This is a genomic window from Flavobacterium sp. CG_23.5 (genome assembly GCF_017875765.1).
In the GTDB taxonomy this organism is placed as follows: Bacteria; Bacteroidota; Bacteroidia; order Flavobacteriales; family Flavobacteriaceae; genus Flavobacterium.
The window spans coordinates 535574-556667 of record NZ_JAGGNA010000001.1 but is presented as its reverse complement, the minus strand read 5'-3'; the positions used below and the strand labels follow the sequence as shown (position 1 = coordinate 556667).

Sequence of the window (21094 nt, the reverse complement as noted above, 5' to 3'; positions counted from 1 at the left end):
TTGATTCCTAAAGTAATTTACTTTTGTATTCTTAAACTTTGATAATGAGCAAGCGCGATTTAAAAAAATATCTGGCAGAACTGAATAAAGAACAACTCGAAGAACAAATTATCGAATTGTACGAAAAATTTAGCGCTGTAAAAGTGTATTATAATTTTGTTTTCAATCCAAAGGAAGAAACACTATTGCAGGAATGCAAACTGAAAATCTCACATGAATATTATCCTGCAAAAAAACCAGGAAGACGCAGCAAACCAAAAATGAGACGTTCCGTTGCTCAAAAATATATTAAGCATTTTATCCTTTTGGGAGTCGATCCGTTTATAATTGCCGATGTAATGCTCTACAATATTGAAATTGCCCAAACCTTCTCCTCTGAGAATGTTATAAAACAAGAATTGTTTTTCAAAAGTATGTTCAATTCCTTTGAACAGGCGGTGATTTTTTTGATTGCCAATGGAATTTTAAACGATTTTAAAACAAGAATAATAGCCATTCACAATCAAACAATTAAACAAAAATGGCATATCGAACCAGAATTTAATGCAGTAGTGGAGCGATTTGAGTATTAAAGTCTGTACTGTTAAAATTTTAACACGAATTACAAATTTTCACAAATTAATTCGTGCTAATTTGTGCTAGAAAATAGTTGCAGAACATAAAGCTAAATGTTGTAAAGCACATATTTTTAGCTGTTTTGCTGGTCAATAAATTTTAAAATTTTACCACATACAACTATAGACTTTTAATTTTTCAATAAAACTCCTTTTTTGCCACTTTTCTATGTCTCTAGGTGGTAAAATAGCATAGAATTTCTTTTTTTGATTATTAAGCTGCTGCATAATTCTATTTTATTTAATCACTCCTCTTTATTTTTAATTAAAATTGACAATAAAACTGTTTTTTAGGCGTATTTTTGCAAAAATCCAACAATAAGCAATGTCGCAAAACACTTTAGAAATCGAAATCGAAGACAAAAAAGAACTCTATGCCTACCAAAAAGGAGACATAGATGCCATCTTTGAACGTATCGATAATGGACCTCGTCAACATCATTTGTTATATCAACTACCCACTGGTGGCGGAAAGACAGTAGTTTTTTCGGAAATCGTGCGTCGCTATTTGTCTAAACACGACAAAAAAGTAGTGGTTTTAACACACCGAATTGAACTTTGCAAACAAACTTCAAAAATGTTGAAGGGTTTTGATGTAAAAAACAAAATCATCAACAGCAAAGTAAAAGAACTTCCAGACCAAAACGATTATTCTTGTTTTGTGGCCATGGTAGAGACTTTGAAAAACCGTATCAATGATGAAAAACTACATTTGGATAATATTGGTTTAGTAATTATTGATGAGGCGCATTACAATTCCTTCCGTAAATTATTAAGCTCTTTTAAAAATGCTTTTATATTAGGAGTTACAGCAACACCTTTGAGTTCGAATATTAAGTTGCCAATGCATGAAAGTTATGATGAATTAATTGTAGGAGATACCATTAGTTCATTGATTGATAAAGGCTTTTTGGCAAAAGCAATCACCTATAGTTATGACGTGGGATTGACCTCGTTGAAAGTAGGTATAAATGGAGATTACACCGTAAAATCATCGGATGATTTATACACAAATATGGCCATGCAAGAAAAATTATTGCATGCCTACACCGAGAAATCTTTGGGAAAGAAAACCTTGATTTTCAACAATGGTATCAATACCTCTTTGTATGTTTATGAAACTTTTAGAGAAGCAGGTTACGAAATCCGCCATTTGGACAACACCAGCAATAACGAGGAACGAAAAGATATTTTACATTGGTTCAAGCACACACCGGATGCCATTTTAACCTCCGTTGGAATCCTTACCACAGGTTTTGATGAACCTACAGTAGAGACCATTATTTTGAATCGCGCGACAAAATCTTTGACACTTTACTATCAAATGATTGGTCGGGGTTCTAGAAAACTGCCTAATAAAGATGTATTTAATGTGATCGATTTAGGGAATAATGCAGCCCGATTTGGGTTGTGGAGTGAACCGGTAAACTGGCAACATATTTTTAAATCACCGGAGTTTTATCTGGAAAATTTACGTGATGATACGGAAATCGAATTGTATTTCAAATATTCCATGCCGCCGGAATTACGCGCTAAATTCAGCAAAACCGAAGTGGTAACTTTTGATGTTGATGAGGAACACAAGCAAATCATTGCATTAAATTTACGTTCAAAAGAAGTACTCGATAAATCGTTGGAGCAACACGCTGCCATGTGTGTTGACAATTCAGAGACTTTACAGGAAGCTAAAGCATTAGGAAAACTGTTAGAAGACGATATCGATTGTCGTATCAAACGCTATTCAAAATGTTTGAGTCAATGCAGTAAAAATTACCGCGAGTGGCTTGTTGACGATTACAAATTGAAACTAATATTGTTAACCGGGAAAAAATATCGTGAAAAGATAATGAATGAACCGGACGAAGATTAATACTGCCGCTCAGGTTTAATTATCAATAACGTCAGTTCGAGTGTTTTTTGTGTGGCGAAGCAAAACAAAAAATGTATCGAGAACCGTTTTCAGGAGCTAATCCCGCTTTACACTGCAATCTTTTTCTTCTCGCAAGGGCGAGAAAAAAAAGGATTTCCCTTTCAATCGGGGCTAAAAATTACCGTTACACAACAACTATTTTTTATAAAAATATAAAATTCAAAAAAATGCCAAAACAATTCTCTGATTTAGGAATTTCAGCACCCATATTAAAAGCGATTACCGAATTGAAAATTGTTGTACCAACAGAAATTCAACAAAAAACAATTCCGTTACTTTTATCCAATACTACAGATTTGGTTGGACTTGCTAAAACAGGTACAGGAAAAACGGCTGCTTTTGGATTGCCTATTTTACAATTAATTGACACTGATTTACCGGTAGTACAAGCTGTTATTTTGGTTCCAACGCGTGAATTAGGACATCAGATTTTTAGAAACTTAGAAGATTTTTCAAAATATTTACCTCAAGTTTCTATTGCAGCAACTTGTGGAGGAATTCCAATAAAGCCACAAATAGAACGCTTGGCAACGCCTACGCACATCGTTGTGGCAACACCGGGACGTTTAATAGATTTGATTCAGCGCAAAGCCATAAACCTGAAAGAAACCAAATTCCTCGTGCTTGATGAAGCCGATGAAATGGTGACTATCTTGAAAGAGAGTTTAGATGAAATTGTTGCCGAATTGCCTAAGGAACACAAAACATTATTGTTTTCGGCAACCATGCCGGGAACTATAAAACAGCTAATCCAGAATTATTTAAATAAAAATGTAGTAGAAGTTAGTGCCAACATGGAAACGGTAGGAAATCAAGGAATTGACCATGAATATATTGTGGTGGATCCCATTGAAAAACTGGATGTTTTGATGCATTTCTTAAATTCGAAAGAAGGCGAACGCGGAATCATTTTTTGTAAAACCAAAGCTGCGGTCAATAAATTAGCTAAAAACCTAGCCATCAACCGCTTTTCATCAGGAGCCTTGCACGGAAGTTTATCTCAGGGAATCCGCGACCGAATCATGGAACAATTCCGTGAAGGACATATTAATATTTTAGTGGCAACTGACCTTGCTGCAAGAGGAATTGACGTAAAGGAAATCTCGTATGTGGTCAATTACCATTTACCTGATGTTTATGAAGCTTACGTACACCGTAGCGGAAGAACCGCAAGGGCAGGAGCAAAGGGCCTTTCTCTAACGGTACTGCAAGAAGAAGAAGTAAAGGAAATCGCCGATTTTGAAAAAGAACTTGGAATTAAATTCATCGAATTTAAAAAACCAAGTGCGCTAAGCATTGAAGAAAACAACGCCCTTTTATGGGCCAAACAAATATTCAAAACCAAACCCAACCACGAGGTTGATGCGGAATTGAAAACCAAAATAAAAACCGTTTTTCATCATTTGACCAAAGATGAATTGATAGAAAAACTGTTGGCTAATTATTTGCTACAAAACAAAAACGAACCAGCAGAAAAACCGGTGAAAAGACAAAAAATGAAATAGTAATTTTTCTATTTTATAATTGAAAAACCATTGCAATGCTTGATAAAGCGATGCAATGGTTTTTTTGTTTTCATGTGGTAAAAGGAATTCTTACATTTAGAAAACTGAATAAAATGAAAGAAAAAGATTAAATTTTTATTAAAGAAACACCAAAAAGATGTATATATTTGATGGTTTATACAAGTTGGGCGTCACTTTAACGAAAAATACCGATTATAGTAAATGAAAAAAATAATAGATGGGAAAATAAATCCTACTGAATACGATAATGCATCGTGTAAAATTTTATGGATTTTAAAAGAAGCAAACGTTTCTGCAGAAGACAAAGAAAAGGAATTAAATATATGTGAAGGATTTGATAATGATTGGCATAAAAAAAATGCTTTATCTGTCCCAACATTTCGAAAAATGATTTATGCTACATTTGGTATTTTAAATCCAAATATCGAATGGGCAAATATACCATATGCAAATCAAGAAGCTTATAAAGTAGTAAAACAAATTGCATATATCAACATAAACAAGTTTCCTGCGGATTCTTCCTCAAATGATAAGGAAATTAAAGAAGCATATAATGAAGGAAAAGTTGAACTTTTAAAACAAATAGAGTATTTAAATCCCAATATTATTATATTCGGAAACACACTCAAATATTTTGAATATGAAGATTTATCCAAAATAAATTGGGATATTTCAAAAACCGAAAAAAAATATGCCGATAAAAACACTAATAATACAGCATTTTATATAATTTCTCCTGATAAATTATGTATTAACGCATATCATCCTTCATATCCCAAAATAGCTGACAAAACTTATTGGAATGAAATCAAAAACACATTTATCTTTTGGAAATCAAATAAATAACATAAAAAATGAAAGTATTAAAAATTACAATTGTTAGTTTACTAATTACATTATGCTCTTGTTCCAAAATGGACACTAATACTGGAAGTGGTAAAGTTAAAATGATTAAGGAATTTAACAATTGGATTGTTGACAAAACAACATCAGAACCTAATTTGGATGAAAAAATTGAATTAAAATTAGATTCAATCACTTCTCAGGTGAAAAAAGTTTCATTATATCCAGATGAATTAGAAATGGAAGTTATTAAAACAACAAATATTGACGTAAATAAAGTTGTTAATGAATGTTGGATACTACGACCATCAGGTCATTCACTGGAGCGTTTAAGTGAAAAAGAAAAAACTACAGTATTCACTAAATTTAAAACTGACAACATAAGTTTTAGAGTATTATCTTTAAGATTTAGAAATAGAATAAATGATAATCAAATTCAATTTGAATACTTGAATGTATTATTTGACCAAGATGGAGATTACTCACTCCTTGCGGACCATACAAATGTCAATGATGTTTCAGTCAATGCTGAATCAAGTGCAACTTATGTAATTGAAGGTATTGTTAAAGATATTTTAAAGGAAATGGATAGCGAACCTGTTATTGAAAAATCTAAAACTGATAACAATAAAACTCTTTATATGACAAAAGAAGAGTTTGCTAATATTATGCCATCGGGAAGAAAAGATTTTATGGAGCATAATCTTGAATGGATAGAAAAAACACACAAAGAAGATTTCGAGAATATTAAAAATGATCAGTCTTTAAGTTCAACAGATAAAGCAGAATCTCTTAAAGAAATTGAAACCGAATATGCTAAAAGAATTGAAGATGTAAAAAGAGACGGAGAATGCAGATTTAAGTAAAAAAGAAAAAAAAAGCGAACGCCCAATCGCCGTTTTGATAAAGTGTGTGATTTAGTGGGATTAGCATTTCGCATCATATTCTCGTTCATCCGTAAAATTAGTGGTTACGAAGCACAAACCATCTCAAAGCGATCTAACGTTGTGTGCAATAGTAGAACCAAAAATCAGAATATCAAATTATTAATGAAAAAGTTCCCGTTAAAGAAAGAAGTTTTAGAGTCTTTAAATAGATTTAAATCAATGGATACGAAAACAGCAACAATTGATGAACTTGAAAAAGAATTTATGAAACTTGTTACTAATTTTTCATTTGTACTCATTTCGTTCCCAAAAGGTATAAAGTCACACAGAATTAGAATCAACGAGGGACAAAAAGATTTTTCACAATTAAGTGAGCTATGGTATCCACCAAAAAAAGCAATAAGAAAAATTGGTAGATGTAATGATGTAGAAGAACAAATATTATATTTAGCAGGTGGCGGACATACAGCTTTAAAAGAAACTAACCCACCTGTTGGCTCATTAATAACTTGCATAGAATGTGAAACTATTAAAAAAATAGAATTGATAGATATAGGTGCTATAAAATATATTGATAGAGAACAATACTTGAAGCAATATTCAACTATACATAAAAATATATTAGAAAATCATTATCAAGACAACGAACTATTTGATTTAGACAATATGTTAAAAGAATTTATTATTGAAGAGTTTACGCGCAAAGTTGTTGAAAATAATGAACATTTGTACAAAAAGTCAATTGCAATTTCAAAATTCTTTTTTAAGGCACCAGGTGTTAATGGTATCCTTTATCCCAGTATCAAATCAGATTTGAAAGAACTTAACTATGCCATTCCTGCCGTCGATGCAGATAAATATTTTAAACCTATTAGAGTTGATGTCTTTAAAATGGTGTATGTTGAAGAACTAGAAAAAATTGGACTCACTTTAACTAAAGGAAGTTATGATGAATTGAATTTTGAAAAACCAATTAAATATAGCGCCGCTAAACCAATAGAAAATTGGGCGAAACTTAACTAGAGAAACAAAGAACTACTGCACACAATTGCAGTTTCACAATATACAAGACTTGAGACTTATCGTTTTGCAATGATGTTCACGTTGAGCCGAAATTACTCGGATCGTAGAATAGCTCGTATATATCAACGCGAAAATTGCGGAATTGCATTCCCGATAGCTCGGCTACAGACCCCACTGGCGCTCGTTTGTCCACGTTCTCTGGTGCTCGTCTGCGACGAGTGCCTACTTAAATTGAAAGACAAATCGTAGCGTTTGCAACGCGGATAGCTAAAACCGGAGTGCTTTTAAACAAGTATTCTAGAATTCCTTAAATTCAATATTTGATAAAAAATGTCTGAGAAATACAAGGTTATCGATAGTAACGTACCAACTTTTATTACTATAACAGTTGTAGACTGGGTGGATTTATTTGTACGACCTAATTATTGTGCTATTTTGGATGAATCCCTAAATTATTGCATCAAGGAAAAAGGATTGAGTGTGCATGCTTATGTATATATGACAAGTCATATTCATTTAATTGTAACAGCATTTGATGGAGAGTTACAAAATGTTATCCGGGATTTTAAAAAATTCACATCAAAAAAACTGATAGAAGCCATCAAAGAACATCCTGAGAGCAGGCGAGAATGGCTTTTACGGAAATTTAGTTATGAAGCTCAAAAATCAGGAAGAGCTAAAAATTATAAAGTATGGCAAGATGGTTTTCATCCGGTTATATTGGATACTTTAGAAAAAATAGAGCAACGTGTAAATTACATACATTATAATCCCGTTGAAGCAGAAATCGTTTTTCATGAAAGAGATTATGTAAACAGTAGTTATAGGAATTATGAAGAAGACAATACTGTTTTTTATACTGTAAATGCTGCACCTTTGTGGTAATCTGTTTGTAATAGCCGCGTTGCAAACGCTTTATTTAGTTCACACGAGTAAGTCGGTACTCGTCGCAGACGAGCACCAGAGGAGAGATTAATGATCGTGCTATTAATTTTTTATTTGTATTTTAGTTCTGCTGCGACATCCCAACTGGCGCTCGTTTGTCCACGTTCTCTGGTGCTCGTCTGCGACGAGTGCATACTTAAATTGAAAGACAAATCGTAGCGTTTGCAACGCGGATAGCTAAAACCGGAGTGCTTTTAAACAAGTATTCTAGGATTTCCTAAAAAAACCAGATCGCGTGGATATATCAACGCGAAAATAGCATAGAAAACCAAAGGTGATTTCAATGCAAAAAACAAAATATATTTAAAATTCAAGTTTAAAAGTTTCACTTTGGTACAACTTTTGTATCTTTGTGTAATGAGTAAGAAACGAACAATAATTTTTTATAAAGATTACTTTGAAGAATTCTTTATAAAGCAACGTGAAAAAGTCAAGGCAAAAATTATTTGGACGTTAGAATTAATAGAAGAATTAGAGCGAATTCCAGAAACGTATCTTAAACATATTGAAAATACTGACGGACTTTTTGAGATAAGAATTCAGCAACGAAGCGATATTTTCAGAATCTTTTGTTTTTTTGATGAGGGTCAATTAATAATCCTAACAAATGGATTTCAAAAAAAGACGCAAAAGACACCGAAGAATGAAATTGAAAAAGCAATTAAAATAAAAAAGGAGTATGAAAACGAAAAATAATAATATCAAAACACTCGACCAATTTAAAGCTAAACATTACGGAGAAATAGGAACGGAAAAACGTGATGAACTTGATGCAGGCTTTAAAAACTTTAAAATTGGTGCAATGATTCATGATGCAAGACTTCAAAAAGGTTTAACTCAGGAAGAGCTTGCGGATAAAGTTGGAACTACAAAGTCTTATATTTCGAAAATTGAGAATAATGTAAAAGAAGCTAGATTTTCAACTTTACAAAAAATCGTTGAATTAGGTTTAGGTGGGCATTTGGAATTATCCATTAAACTATAGCAAATAAAGAGCGCCACTTGCTCCCAAAATGCTACATTTCCCGAAAAATATAAATAAATATTACAATCATTATGATGACTAAAGCTAAATCGATTCGTGCTTTTATTGGTGCCAAAGACTATGAAGTGTCTAGAAAGTTTTATAGTGAATTGGGTTTTGAAGAAACTATTTTGAGTCCAAATTTATCAGTATTCAAAATGGATGGATTGGCCTTTTATTTACAAGATGCATTTGTAAAAGATTGGATAGATAACACGATGCTTTTCTTAGAAGTGGAAGATGTCGATCAATTTTGGAAAAGCCTTCTGGAACTAAATTTGACCACCAAATACAAAGCAGTAAAACTGGTTCCAATCACGGAAAATGACTGGGGAAAAGAATGTTTTATACACGACCCATCTGGAATTCTATGGCATATTGGTGAATTTTATAGTTAAAGAAAAGAGACGATTCTATTTAAATATCAATAGTAAAGTAATACTACCATAGTTTTTTACTATTTGGAAATTAAATAGTCTCCCAATATATGAAGTATCTTTATCGTATATTTTTTTATTAAAACTATAAATAATAGCTTATGAATATTGTAATCATTGGAGGCGGTTTTGCAGGAATCAATCTAGCCAAAGAACTTTTAAATCAAAAAGGGATTCAGGTAACACTCGTTGATAAAAACAATTATAATTTCTTTCCGCCGCTTATTTATCAGGTTGCGACCGCTTTTCTGGAACCCTCCAGCATCAGTTATCCTTTTCGTAAATTCTTTGCAGGCAAAAAAAATCTACAATTTCGCCTTGGAGAACTGCTAAAAGTGGTGCCATTGGAAAACAAAATTATACTGAATAACGGAGAGTTAAGTTACGATCAATTGGTTTTTGCCACTGGAGCTGAAACGAGTTATTTTGGAATGGAAAACGTACAGAAAAATGCCATTCCAATGAAAACCTTGAATGATGCCATTGAAATGCGCAATATCATATTAAAAAATCTGGAGAAAGCTGCTATTTGCAAAGACATTCGAAAACGCCGCAAACTTTTAACGATTGTCGTTGCCGGCGGTGGGCCTACAGGAGTGGAACTTTCAGGTATGTTTGCCGAAATGAGAAAAAGCATATTCCATAAAGAATACCCGGAACTTGGGACTTCGGCTAGTAATATCTATTTGGTTGATGGCGCAGACGCTATTTTGGCTCCAATGAGTAAAGCCTCACAAGACGACACATTCAAAGCCCTGACCGAATTAGGAGTTGTTATAAAATTAAATACTCGCGTGGTTGACTATGTTGATGATACCGTGTATTTTTCAAATGGAGAAACCATTCAAACTAAAAATTTGATTTGGGCTGCAGGTGTTTCTGCCAAAGCATTTGAAGGAATTCCTATGGAAAGTTATGGTCGTGGAAAAAGAATGGCAACCGATGCTTTTAATAAAGTAAACGCTACCCAAAACATTTACGCCATTGGTGACACTTGCCTTCAACTTACCGATAAACATTTTCCGGAAGGACATCCACAAGTCGCCCAAGTAGCCATTCAACAAGGGATTAATTTGGCTGACAATTTTAAATTAATGGTTAAAAATAAACCGCTACTTCCTTTTAAATATAATGACAAAGGTTCTATGGCAATTATTGGAAAAAACAAGGCTGTAGTTGATCTGCCAAAACCTAAATTGCATTTCAATGGGTTTTTTGCTTGGTTGATTTGGCTGTTTATCCACCTAATTTCATTGATTTCTTATCGCAATAGAGTAAAAACATTTTACAACTGGATGATTGCCTATTTTTCAAGCAACCAATCGCTAAGAATGATTATCCGACCGGGAAAAAACTAAAAAACTAATTAATGAACTAGTGCAATTCCCTCATCGTGAGAAGTGGGAATTGCTTTTTTTATGGTTCGTCTTCCAATAAGCAAAATCACTAATGCCAAAAGTGTGGTAACAGTCATGATGACAACCATTGGAACTGCAGAATTTTTGACAAAAACACCAACTGCAAACGATGCCAAAGCGCCTAATCCCAACTGAATAGCGCCCATCAAAGCAGAGGCGCTTCCTGCATTTCTTGAAAAAGGAGCAAGCGTAAGTCCCGCCGTATTTGGATTAGATATTCCTAAACAGGCCAAGAATAAAAACAACATAGTAATCGTTCCGTACAAGCCTAATAAACCATTCATTGAAAGTATAAGAAACAAAATTACAATAACGGATTGTGTAATTAAAGCGCCAAAAATCATTTGCTCACTTTTAAATCTATTCAACAATACCGAATTTAGCTGACTGGCACTGATAAAACTCAAAGACATAAAAGCAAATATCCAACCGTAAACTTTTGCCTCTACTTTGAAAATATCCATAAATAAAATAGGGGAGGCCGCCACATAAGTAAATAATCCGGAGAAAGCTACAGCTCCTGTAAAAGCATAGGTATAAAACTGAGGTTCTTTTACAATATTTATAAAATTTGTAATAATAGGTTTTGGTTTTAATGAAATCGAAGTGTCCGGTTTATAAGTATTTGGCAAACCAATTTGTGCTGCCAAAAGAATCAAAATTCCCAAACACATTAATATAAAAAAGACGGTATGCCAACCATAATCAGCCGTAACATAACCACCAATTGTTGGCGCTAACATTGGCGAAAGCCCAACCACCAGCATCAATAGGGAGAATACTTTTGGAATATCTTTCACAGGAAATAAATCTCGAACCATTGACACAGAAGCCACAGTCGCAGCACAACTTCCCACAGCCTGAATGAAACGTAAACCAATAAAAGTATCGATATCTTTAACAAAAACACAACCTAAAGAAGCTAAAATATAAACCAACAAGCCTATAAATAAAGGTTTTTTTCTTCCAAAACGATCCAATAACGGTCCATAAAGCAATTGACCCGCAGAAATTCCTATAAAATAACTCGACAAAGTCATAGAAACATTGGCAACCGAAGTATTCAAATCTTTAGCAATTCCAGCAAAACCTGGCAAATACATATCGATCGAAAACGGACCAAGTGCGGTTAAAGAGCCCAGAATTACAATTAATTGGATATATTTTGTTCTTGTTATAGTAGTATTTGTAATCAAAACAGCTTTTTTAAATTTTTTGCAAAGGTAAATTAATTAAGGATGCCAATTAAACTTAAAAGCGGTACCCTTAAATAAATTATAAATACCAAATTTCTATTAATTTTTGAACAATAAAACTGCGCCAGACACAAAAAGCAGTGCTAAAATAAATTTTTTCAGAAACTCCTCATTTAATTTTGAGTACACTATTTTTCCCAATACTAATGCTACTATAAAAAAAGGCAAAACATACATTGAATTATACAATTCAGTAGTTGTTAAAACTCCTTCAAATACTAAAACGGATATTCGCATCACGGAAACTAATCCCAAAATTCCAAACATTGTAGCGCGAAAAGTTTTTATATCAGCCGTTTCATTTTTGATAACCATTACATATAAAGGACCGCCGGTCGAGAAAACACCCGAAAAGAATCCTCCCAAAATCCCAAAAAGTGATTTCATTTTGAATCCGAGTTGCTTTTCATTTTTATTAATTAAACTGTTTAAAACAAATAAAACAATAAATAAACCAAGTGCTTTTTTTAGGATTTGAGGTTGCCCATATAATAAAACTACGGAACCAATAAGTATTCCAATGAATGACGTTATAGCTAATTTTTTCAGTAAGTCTTTGTCCATATTTTTCCATTCCTTGTAAAAATATATGGGTGTTGATAAAAAATAGAAAATTGAGATATAAGTAACCGCTTCAGCAATAGGCATCACAAAAAGCAAAAAAGGCAGTGCAACCAAAGCACCTGCAAAACCGCTAATAGTTTGAATAAAAAATCCTGAGAAAATCCCAATTATAAGCAATACTAACATCATATCCATATGACAAAATTAGTGCAACGGGTAATTATACTAAAATTTTATCAACGGATTTTTTGGCATTTTTCCATTATAAAAAGTAATTTTACGGTAATAAAAACTTTATTTATGGTAGATGTAATAGATTTAAAAATAATTGATAAACTTAAAATCAATTCAAGGGCTTCTTTTGTTGAAATTGGTAAACAAATAGGACTTAGTCCATCGTCCGTGAGGGAACGTGTTCAAAAATTAGAGGAGACCGAAGTTATCAAAGGTTATGGAGTTCAACTAAATAACAAAAAGCTTGGTTTTGGTTTAGAAGTCTTTATTATGTTTAAGTTATTTAGCGGAAAATTAATTCTATTCTGTGATCAATTAGACCAATTTCCTGAAATCTATGAAGTGTATCGAATTACTGGAACGCATAATATTTTTATGAAAGTAGTATTAATAGACCAATTGCATTTACAGCAGTTTATAGATAGGCTATTGCTGTATGGAGAACCTACAACACATTTAATCTTATCTGATTTAAGAAGTTCTAAGTAAAAGCAGCTTTTATTCGAGTGTTTTTTTAGTAATTTGATTTGGCATTAAATATTCACCTACTCTTTAAAAGTTAGTGTGTTATAAGCAATCACCTTAATAGAGATTTGCGAATATTATTTTTTCCAACTTTGGTAAGAAAATCAGCTTAACACTTTGCCAAATTAAACCAAAAGTGTCTAAATTTCCGTCTCCTTTTTAGTACTTTTATACTTTACGGTGATAAAACACCAGTAGAGACTTAAAAATACAACTAATGGCAAAGACTATAGGCATCAATCCTGCAACGGGAGAAAAAATAAGTGAATACGATCGAATTACTGGTAGTCAAGCACTCGAAATAATAGCGGCATCAAAAAAGGAATTTCATCATTGGAAAGAAAAAACATTTGCCGAACGAGCCACGTTAATGTATGCACTAGCCGATGTTCTTGACGAAAACAAGGAAGAATACGCGCAACTGGCGACCAGGGAAATGGGTAAAGTAATTGGTCAAGCTCGCAAAGAGGTTGAAAAATGTGCTTGGATCTGCCGCTATTACGCAGAACATGCAAATACATTGTTAGCCAATGAAACTGTTAAAACGGAGGCTACAAAAAGTTATGTTACTTTTCAGCCCATTGGGGTAATTCTAGCGGTAATGCCGTGGAACTTTCCTTTCTATCAGGCGATTCGGTTTGCTATTCCGGCATTAATGGCAGGTAATACCGGAGTTTTAAAACACGCTACAAATGTTCAAGGATGTGCTTTTGCTATTGAAGAGGCGTTCATCAAGGCAGGATTTCCTAAAGGCGTATTTATGAATTTGAATGTGGATGCCAAAGAGGTAAAAATACTGATTGAAGACAAAAATATTGCCGCCATTACGCTTACAGGAAGCGATGCTGCTGGTCGTTCGATTGCATCAATCGCAGGACAAAACTTAAAGAAAACAGTGATGGAATTGGGTGGTAGTGATGCCTATATTATTTTGGATGATGTGGATTTGGAAGAAGCAACTGATTTGGCTACTTTGGGAAGATTGCAAAACAATGGACAAACTTGTATTGCAGCCAAAAGATTTATTGTTCATGATGCAATCTATGATGCGTTTTTGGCTTTATTCACAAAAAAAATGAAAGCAGCCAAAATGGGCGATCCAACCAGCGAAGATTCCTATTATGGGCCAATGGCAAGGTTAGATTTAAGAGATGAATTGCACGCACAAGTAGAGAAAACTATAAAACAAGGGGGACGTTTAGTTCTTGGAGGAGTCATTCCCGAGGGAAAGGGCGCCTATTATCCTGCAAGCATACTTGTTGATTTGAAACCAGGAATGGAAGCATTTGATAACGAACTTTTTGGTCCTGTAGCCTCAGTGATACGTGCAAAAGATGACAATCACGCAATTGAATTGGCAAATAATTCGCAATTTGGTTTAGGTTCTGGAGTATTCACAAAAAATAGAGAACGCGGAGAAAAATTAGCTTTACGGCTGGAAGCAGGAAGCAGTTTTGTAAATAAATTGGTGGTTTCTGATCCAAGATTACCTTTTGGAGGAATTAAAAACAGTGGATACGGACGAGAACTCGCTGCTTACGGAATTCGGGAATTTGTCAATACAAAAACAATTTGGATTGATTAATATACAGAAGTTTCAGAAATACAATATTCTGTGATCGAAGCTTATAAATAACATCGTAAGAAAACAATTGAATTAAAAATAATTTTAAAAAAACCATAATTATGGCAACTACAACAGTAAAAGCATATGGTGCAACGGCATCAACAGCAGATTTAAAACCTTTGGATATAGAAAGAAGAGCTGTAGGAAAGGACGATGTAAAAATTGATATTACCTTTTGCGGTGTGTGTCATAGTGACATTCATACAGTAAGAAACGAATGGAATGGCTCAACTTATCCAGTAGTGCCGGGACATGAGATTATTGGTCGAGTAGTGGAGGTTGGAAATGGTGTCAAGACTCATAAAGTAGGGGACTTAGTAGGAGTAGGTTGTATGGTAGACTCTTGCCAAACATGTTCCTCTTGCAAGCAAGATTTAGAACAATTTTGCGAAAATGGAGCAACCTTTACTTATAACAGTCCAGACAAACATATTGCCGACAAACAGACTTATGGAGGTTATTCAACTTCAGTAATTGTTGATGAAAAATTCGTATTACGTATCCCAGAAAATTTAGACGAAGCAGCAGCTGCACCTTTATTATGTGCTGGAATTACAACCTGGTCGCCTTTAAGTCATTGGAAAGTGAAAAAAGGAGATAAAGTGGGCGTGATAGGTTTAGGAGGATTAGGTCATATGGGCGTTAAATTTGCCAATGCATTAGGTGCTCATGTAGTTATGATTACAACATCACCAAGTAAAGGGAAAGATGCTAAACGTCTAGGTGCTCATGAAGTTTTAGTATCTAAAGATGAAGAAGAGATGAAAAAACACCAAAACAGTTTCGATTTCATTTTAAATACCATTCCTGTAGGTCATGAAATGGATCCATATTTGGGATTACTTAAAATTGATGCAACAATGGTATTAGTTGGTGCTGTAGAACCTTTAAAACCATTTCACGGAGGAAATATAATTATGGGACGCAAGCGTATTGCAGGTTCTCTAATTGGCGGTATTAAAGAAACACAAGAAATGTTAGATTTTTGTGGAAAACATAATATTACTAGTGACATCGAGCTTATCAATATACAAGATATAAATGCAGCTTATGATCGTGTTATAAGTAACGATGTTAAATATAGATTTGTAATTGATATGAAATCACTTAAATAAAAATAGTTTTTTTATATAGTTTTAAAAAAAAGCAGCATCTAAAGTAATTTTAGATGCTGCTTTTTTGTTGAAGTAGACCAATAAGTTAATTAGTAGTTTAAATTATGTGTCAATACTCTTAAATTAGCTCATCTAGAACTAAATACAATTGTGAACTATAATTTATATTATGTAAAATAGACTTTTCTTATATCTATGAAGAACTTACAGTTTTACGTCTTTTACGACCGTTCTTTTTATAATTAGAAGACAAACTTATATTATTATAGAAATCATTAATATTCCTTTCCTTATCGTTTCGTTGTAAATATTTAATTTGTTATTTTTACAAACAATACTTTATCTATTTTTAGAACTATGAATTCAATTGCTGAGCACATCGCTGATTTCTTAAAGGAATATCCACCATTTAATCATTTGACTTTTCAAGAATTATCTGAAATTGCTACAAGTATTCGTGTTGTAAATTTAGAAAAACATAAAACATTATTCCAAATTAATGATGTTTTACATGACAGCTTTTATGTTGTAGCTTCTGGAGTTATCAATTTATCCGTGATAGCTGATGCCGAAGAAACATTACTAAACAAATGTCATGAAGGAGATATTTTTGGCTTACGTCCATTTTTTGCCAAAAACAATTACATGATGACAGCCAAAGCTAGAGAAGAAAGTATCGTTTATGCTATTCCTATTGCCACTTTCCGCCCTTTTGTTGCCAATAATTCAGAAGTTTTGAATTTTTTGCTCGAGAGTTTTGCAACAAATACGCCTAATCCCAAAGATAAAGAAAATTTAAGAGGAAAGCTTATTTCAGATAATGTTTACTATTCTGATCAACAATCTGAAATGCAATATTTTCAATCTCTGAACTATAATAATTCTCCAATAAAAACAACAGTAAGTACTACGGTCAAAGAAATTGCTCAACTCATGACCGAGACGCTAATGAATAATGCCATTGTTTGCGAGAATACTTTCCCTATTGGTATCGTTACCGACAGCGATATGCGTTCAAAAATTGCAACCGGTCGATTCCCTGTAACTGCATCAGTAGACCAAATAATGTCTTCACCAGTGATAACGGTTCAAGAGAATGTGTCCCTAGCGGAAGCTCAATTGCTTATGCTAAAACATAACATGACTCATTTGTGTGTGACTCAGGATGGTACAAACAAATCTGCTGTAAAAGGAATTATTTCCGAAAGAGATTTGGTTATTGCGCAAGCAAGTAATCCAGGTGTTTTAATAAAAGAAATTAAACGTTCCCAAACTTCAAAAGATTTAAAGCAAATACGAGAACGTTTGTCTGATATTATTCAAAATTCGATTCATAAAAATATCCCGCTTTCTCATATTAGTAATATTGCCAGCGAAATTAACATGGCTATTATTAAACGTTCAGTAGAACTCTCGATTTTAGATTTAGGTTCCCCTCCTGCTCGTTTTGCTTGGTTAAGTATAGGAAGTCAAGGAAGAAAAGAACAATTACTATTGACGGATCAAGATAGTATTTTAATTTTTGAGGATGTTTCACCGGATAAATATAGAGACGTAAAAGACTATTTCTTAAAATTGGGAAGAAAAACTACAGCAACACTAGAAAAAGTAGGATACGAACTTTGTCCAAACGGTCATATGGGAAGCAATATGCTTTGGTGTAAATCATTGACAGACTGGACTAAACAATACAACAGCTGGATGAATACTCCAGGTGAAAACAGCAATGATTTAAGTAGTATTTTCTTTGATTATGAAATTGCCTTTGGAGAACAAAAAATTGAAGAATCAATAACTACGACTGTTTTTAAAAACGCTAAAAATAACACTTTATTCTTTGATTTTTTAGGAAATGACGCCTTAAGAAAAAACTCTCCTTTGAGTTTTTTCAAAAATTTCAATGTCGAAGAAGAAGGACCAAACAAAAATAAATTTGATATAAAAACGCGTGCTTTGATGCCATTAATTGATGGAGCTCGTTTATTTGTATTGAATTATGACATAAAAGGAATTAACAACACTTACCTTAGATTCAAACAATTAGCGATAACTGATGCAAAACATGCAGAGATTTATCTTAATTGTGCCGAAGCTTTTTTAATTTTGTCGAAAATTAGAACATTAGAAGGTTTGAAAAATGATGATTCAGGACAATTTATAAATTTGAATGAATTATCAAAAATTGATAAGGATAAATTAAAAGCTGCGTTGGCACCAATGAAAGAATTGGAAGAATTGATTAAAAGTAAATTTCAACTCACCCAATTTTCTTAATATGTTAGACTGGCTTAAAAATATAAATAAAGAACATCCTGAATTCTGGAAAGAATACCTTTCTAAATTTGATAAGAAATCAAAACGATTTGTCATTTTGTCAACTGAAACTTCTGGTTTAAATTCTGTAAAAGATGTCATATTATCAATTGGTTCTTTTGCCGTAATTGATAATAGTGTAATTATTGGAGATAATTTTGAGGCGGTTCTGTTACAATACAAATTTCTTCATGAACATGGACTTTCAAACGAGTTTATCGTAGAAAGTAAAATGAAAAAATTGGGGGAACTTGAGGCTATAAAATTGTTTGTCGATTATATTGGCAATGCAGTACTGGTAGGACATCACATTGATTTTGACGTAGAAATGATTAATGCGGCACTGGAAAGGTTAGATTGCGGCCGTCTAAAAAACGAAGCTTTGGATATTGATGTAATGTACCGTAAACTCGAAGACATTAATAATAAACAATTCTCATTAGACGAATTAAGCGGCATATATAATCTACCAAAAAGTGATCGAAATTCTTCCTCAGAAGATGCTTATAGAATTGCTTTATTATTCTTAAAATTAAAATCTAGATTGGGTATTAAATAAAATAATTATTTGAAAATCAAATTGTAATTCCCATCCAAAAACGCCCGTGATGAGAAATCGAAACGGGCCTTGAAAGTTTAGTCAATTCGTCCCTTATAAATGGAATTCCATTCCTTTTAATGATTTTAGTTTCCGAATCTAAATTTATAATTTGATTCAAATAGTCTTTTTCGGTTACTGCAATGGTATAAATACAATCAACTGAAATTTTAGTTTGCGTGTAATAGGTGTTTCCATTACAAGAAACGATACCCAGATTTTCACTTTCGTAAAAACAATCTAATTGAATAGGAAAATATCCACGAATACCGGTCTGGCGATTGTAGATTTTATACGCGGCTTCTTTCCTTGTCCATAAATTCCAAACCATAATTTCTGGATTTTTGGAATTAGAAATAAGCAATTGTTCTTTTTTGGTAAAAATTTTATCCAAAAATCCTTTCCGTTGCCAATTGCTTTCTTTTCGGGCTAAAGCCAAATCTACAATGTCATTTCCTATCACTTAATTACTATTTTTAATCTGAAATATATTCATTAGAATTAAATTCTATTTAGAATCGACTTGTAATTACCGCTAGTTAGAGAAGATGCCACTAAGAATCACTTTCTTTTTCTAACAATTTATTCTCAATAATTTCCATTGCGGCTTTTACATTAATCATTCGTTCCATTGACTCATTGTCAATTATTATATTATATTTTTCTTCTATATCTAAAATTACATCAACAAGGTTAGCAGAATTTATTTTTAAATCATTAATGAAATCCGTACTTTCCGTAAGAGATTTAAAGGCTTCTTCATCTTGTATATAAGGCTTAACAATTACTTTTAATTGCTCAATTATTTCTTCTTTTTCCATAGTTATTTTAATATTTCTGCTACTAAAGTATATTATAATTTTTAATTATTTCAACCTTGTTTTCTTTCTCCTCTTCTTTCTTACTTAGTTCTTCGACTCCATCTTTAAATTTCTTAAAAATTACGCACCCATTGACATCGCCAAAACCAAAACTAGCTTTTGCGATTACATTTAATTCTTTTTCAACTAGTTGTTTCGGAATTCTGGACTCATCAATAATAGCTGTAATTTCAGGATTTGTATCTTCACAATTAATATTTGGAAAAACAAATCCATGATGCAATTGCAGCACCGAAGCCACACTTTCAATACTTCCAGCGCCACTCAAGCAATGTCCTACCATTGATTTCAAAGAGTTGATATAAGGAAAGTCCAATCCTTTTCTTCCTAAAGCTTCACTCCAATTTTGAATTTCTAAACTATCTTTGGATGTTGCGGTCAAATGTCCGTTAATAGCATCAATTTCTGTTGGATCAATTCCTGCATTTTCAACAGCATCTTTAATGCATTTCTGAACCGCAACTGGGTTTGGTGCTGTCATTGTTCCTAATCCGCGTTGTCCACCAGAATTTACATTTCCTCCCAAAACTTCTGCATAAATTTTTGCACCTCGAGCTAAAGCCGTTTCTAAATCTTCTAAAACCAAAGCTCCTGCTCCACTTCCCGGAACAAACCCCGAAGCGCTTGCACTCATAGGTCTTGAACCTTCTTCTGGTGAATCATTATGTTTAAAAGTGCAAACACGCATCGCATCAAATCCACCCCAAATATAAGGTCCGGAATCGCTAGTGCTTCCTGCTAAAATACGTTTGGCCTGACCTAATATAATACGTTCATAAGCCATCAATATACTTTCGGTTCCTGTCGTACAAGCGGAAGAATTGGTAGTTACTTGGTTTCCCAAACCTAATTTTCCACCTAAATACGCACTCACGCCACTATTCATGGTTTGAGCCACGGCAGTACTTCCCAAACGTCTAGTTTGAAAATCATCAATTTTATAAATGCTTTCCCGAAATTTATCGATTCCAGATGTTCCTGTTCCAAAAATAGTTCCGCTTTCCCAATCAGGGTTTTCATTGATTTCCAATGTTAATCCTGCGTCTTTCCAGGCATCAATTCCCGCAATTACGCCATATAAAATACCACTTGAGTTAAAATTTCGAAGTTCTAATTCGGAGAAATATTGCAATGCTAATTCAGAAGAAACGGCAGGCTTTCCAGAAATCTGACACGAAAATTGCAATCTTTCTAATTCCGCATCGTGCTTAATTCCTGAAATTCCATTTTTTATAGCATTTGTAAACGCATCGAGTCCTACTCCATTTGGAGCAACCACGCCTAATCCTGTTATTACAACTCTTTTTTGCATACAAAGAATATTTTTTAAACCA

General features: G+C 33.3%; 21 protein-coding genes. 16 read left to right on the top strand and 5 right to left on the bottom strand.

Features of this window, described 5'->3' with window-relative positions; all coding sequences use genetic code 11:
* Positions 1-44: 44 nt before the first annotated feature.
* The 11 genes from H4V97_RS02320 to H4V97_RS02270 all read left to right on the top strand — a co-directional run bounded on the left by H4V97_RS02320 (position 45) and on the right by H4V97_RS02270 (position 10587).
* Positions 45-572: a DUF6155 family protein gene (locus H4V97_RS02320; protein ID WP_209548782.1), complete on the top strand. Its 528-nt coding sequence runs from the start codon at positions 45-47 to the stop codon at positions 570-572.
* 367 nt (positions 573-939) lie between these two features.
* On the top strand, positions 940-2484 hold the full coding sequence (locus H4V97_RS02315) for a DEAD/DEAH box helicase (RefSeq protein ID WP_196850788.1): 1545 nt from the start codon (positions 940-942) through the stop codon (positions 2482-2484).
* A gap of 227 nt (positions 2485-2711) precedes the next feature.
* Positions 2712-4049, top strand: coding sequence for a DEAD/DEAH box helicase (locus H4V97_RS02310; RefSeq protein WP_196850787.1), 1338 nt, complete (start codon positions 2712-2714; stop codon positions 4047-4049).
* 222 nt (positions 4050-4271) lie between these two features.
* Entirely contained in the window at positions 4272-4916 is a 645-nt protein-coding gene (locus H4V97_RS02305) for a hypothetical protein (protein WP_196850786.1), read from the top strand.
* Between the two features lie 8 nt (positions 4917-4924).
* Positions 4925-5779, top strand: coding sequence for a hypothetical protein (locus H4V97_RS02300; protein WP_196850785.1), 855 nt, complete (start codon positions 4925-4927; stop codon positions 5777-5779).
* A 183-nt stretch (positions 5780-5962) separates the two neighbouring features.
* Complete coding sequence (locus tag H4V97_RS02295) at positions 5963-6823, top strand: RES domain-containing protein (RefSeq protein ID WP_209548781.1); 861 nt, start codon at positions 5963-5965, stop codon at positions 6821-6823.
* A gap of 330 nt (positions 6824-7153) precedes the next feature.
* Entirely contained in the window at positions 7154-7708 is a 555-nt protein-coding gene (locus H4V97_RS02290) for an REP-associated tyrosine transposase (RefSeq protein WP_196850783.1), read from the top strand.
* A gap of 417 nt (positions 7709-8125) precedes the next feature.
* Positions 8126-8464 (top strand): type II toxin-antitoxin system RelE/ParE family toxin, encoded by a 339-nt coding sequence (locus H4V97_RS02285; protein WP_196850782.1) that lies wholly within the window; start codon positions 8126-8128, stop codon positions 8462-8464.
* Positions 8448-8753 (top strand): helix-turn-helix domain-containing protein, encoded by a 306-nt coding sequence (locus H4V97_RS02280; RefSeq protein ID WP_196850781.1) that lies wholly within the window; start codon positions 8448-8450, stop codon positions 8751-8753. Before H4V97_RS02285 ends, H4V97_RS02280 begins: the two co-directional genes overlap by 17 nt.
* 71 nt (positions 8754-8824) lie before the next feature.
* Positions 8825-9190, top strand: coding sequence for a glyoxalase (locus H4V97_RS02275; protein WP_196850780.1), 366 nt, complete (start codon positions 8825-8827; stop codon positions 9188-9190).
* 140 nt (positions 9191-9330) lie between these two features.
* A complete protein-coding gene (locus tag H4V97_RS02270) occupies positions 9331-10587 on the top strand; it encodes an NAD(P)/FAD-dependent oxidoreductase (protein WP_196850779.1) in 1257 nt (418 codons plus the stop codon).
* An 8-nt stretch (positions 10588-10595) separates the two neighbouring features.
* Here the strand turns inward: H4V97_RS02270 and H4V97_RS02265 are convergent, their stop codons facing one another.
* Both H4V97_RS02265 and H4V97_RS02260 read right to left on the bottom strand, forming a co-directional pair.
* A complete protein-coding gene (locus H4V97_RS02265) occupies positions 10596-11825 on the bottom strand; it encodes a multidrug effflux MFS transporter (RefSeq protein WP_196850842.1) in 1230 nt (409 codons plus the stop codon).
* Between the two features lie 117 nt (positions 11826-11942).
* Positions 11943-12662: a sulfite exporter TauE/SafE family protein gene (locus H4V97_RS02260; protein WP_196850778.1), complete on the bottom strand. Its 720-nt coding sequence runs from the start codon at positions 12660-12662 to the stop codon at positions 11943-11945.
* 105 nt (positions 12663-12767) lie between these two features.
* Between H4V97_RS02260 and H4V97_RS02255 the strand changes: the two genes are divergently transcribed.
* From H4V97_RS02255 to H4V97_RS02235, 5 genes are all read left to right on the top strand, one after another.
* On the top strand, positions 12768-13190 hold the full coding sequence (locus H4V97_RS02255; protein ID WP_196850777.1) for an Lrp/AsnC family transcriptional regulator: 423 nt from the start codon (positions 12768-12770) through the stop codon (positions 13188-13190).
* 253 nt (positions 13191-13443) lie between these two features.
* Entirely contained in the window at positions 13444-14811 is a 1368-nt protein-coding gene (locus H4V97_RS02250) for an NAD-dependent succinate-semialdehyde dehydrogenase (protein WP_196850776.1), read from the top strand.
* A 101-nt stretch (positions 14812-14912) separates the two neighbouring features.
* A complete protein-coding gene (locus H4V97_RS02245) occupies positions 14913-15968 on the top strand; it encodes an NAD(P)-dependent alcohol dehydrogenase (protein WP_209548780.1) in 1056 nt (351 codons plus the stop codon).
* A 357-nt stretch (positions 15969-16325) separates the two neighbouring features.
* Positions 16326-18242, top strand: a complete 1917-nt coding sequence (locus tag H4V97_RS02240; RefSeq protein WP_209548779.1) for a DUF294 nucleotidyltransferase-like domain-containing protein — start codon at positions 16326-16328, stop codon at positions 18240-18242.
* Between the two features lies 1 nt (position 18243).
* On the top strand, positions 18244-18840 hold the full coding sequence (locus tag H4V97_RS02235; RefSeq protein WP_196850773.1) for a PolC-type DNA polymerase III: 597 nt from the start codon (positions 18244-18246) through the stop codon (positions 18838-18840).
* Positions 18841-18856: 16 nt separating this feature from the next.
* On the opposite strand, the gene H4V97_RS02230 is transcribed toward H4V97_RS02235, so the two are convergent.
* The 3 genes from H4V97_RS02230 to H4V97_RS02220 all read right to left on the bottom strand — a co-directional run bounded on the left by H4V97_RS02230 (position 18857) and on the right by H4V97_RS02220 (position 21072).
* The gene (locus H4V97_RS02230; RefSeq protein WP_196850772.1) at positions 18857-19342 is read right to left on the bottom strand and encodes a 4'-phosphopantetheinyl transferase superfamily protein; all 486 of its coding nucleotides are present in this window, start codon (positions 19340-19342) and stop codon (positions 18857-18859) included.
* A gap of 91 nt (positions 19343-19433) precedes the next feature.
* The gene (locus H4V97_RS02225) at positions 19434-19700 is read right to left on the bottom strand and encodes an acyl carrier protein (protein ID WP_196850771.1); all 267 of its coding nucleotides are present in this window, start codon (positions 19698-19700) and stop codon (positions 19434-19436) included.
* 22 nt (positions 19701-19722) lie between these two features.
* Positions 19723-21072, bottom strand: coding sequence for a beta-ketoacyl-[acyl-carrier-protein] synthase family protein (locus H4V97_RS02220; protein ID WP_196850770.1), 1350 nt, complete (start codon positions 21070-21072; stop codon positions 19723-19725).
* Between the last annotated feature and the right edge of the window lie 22 nt (positions 21073-21094).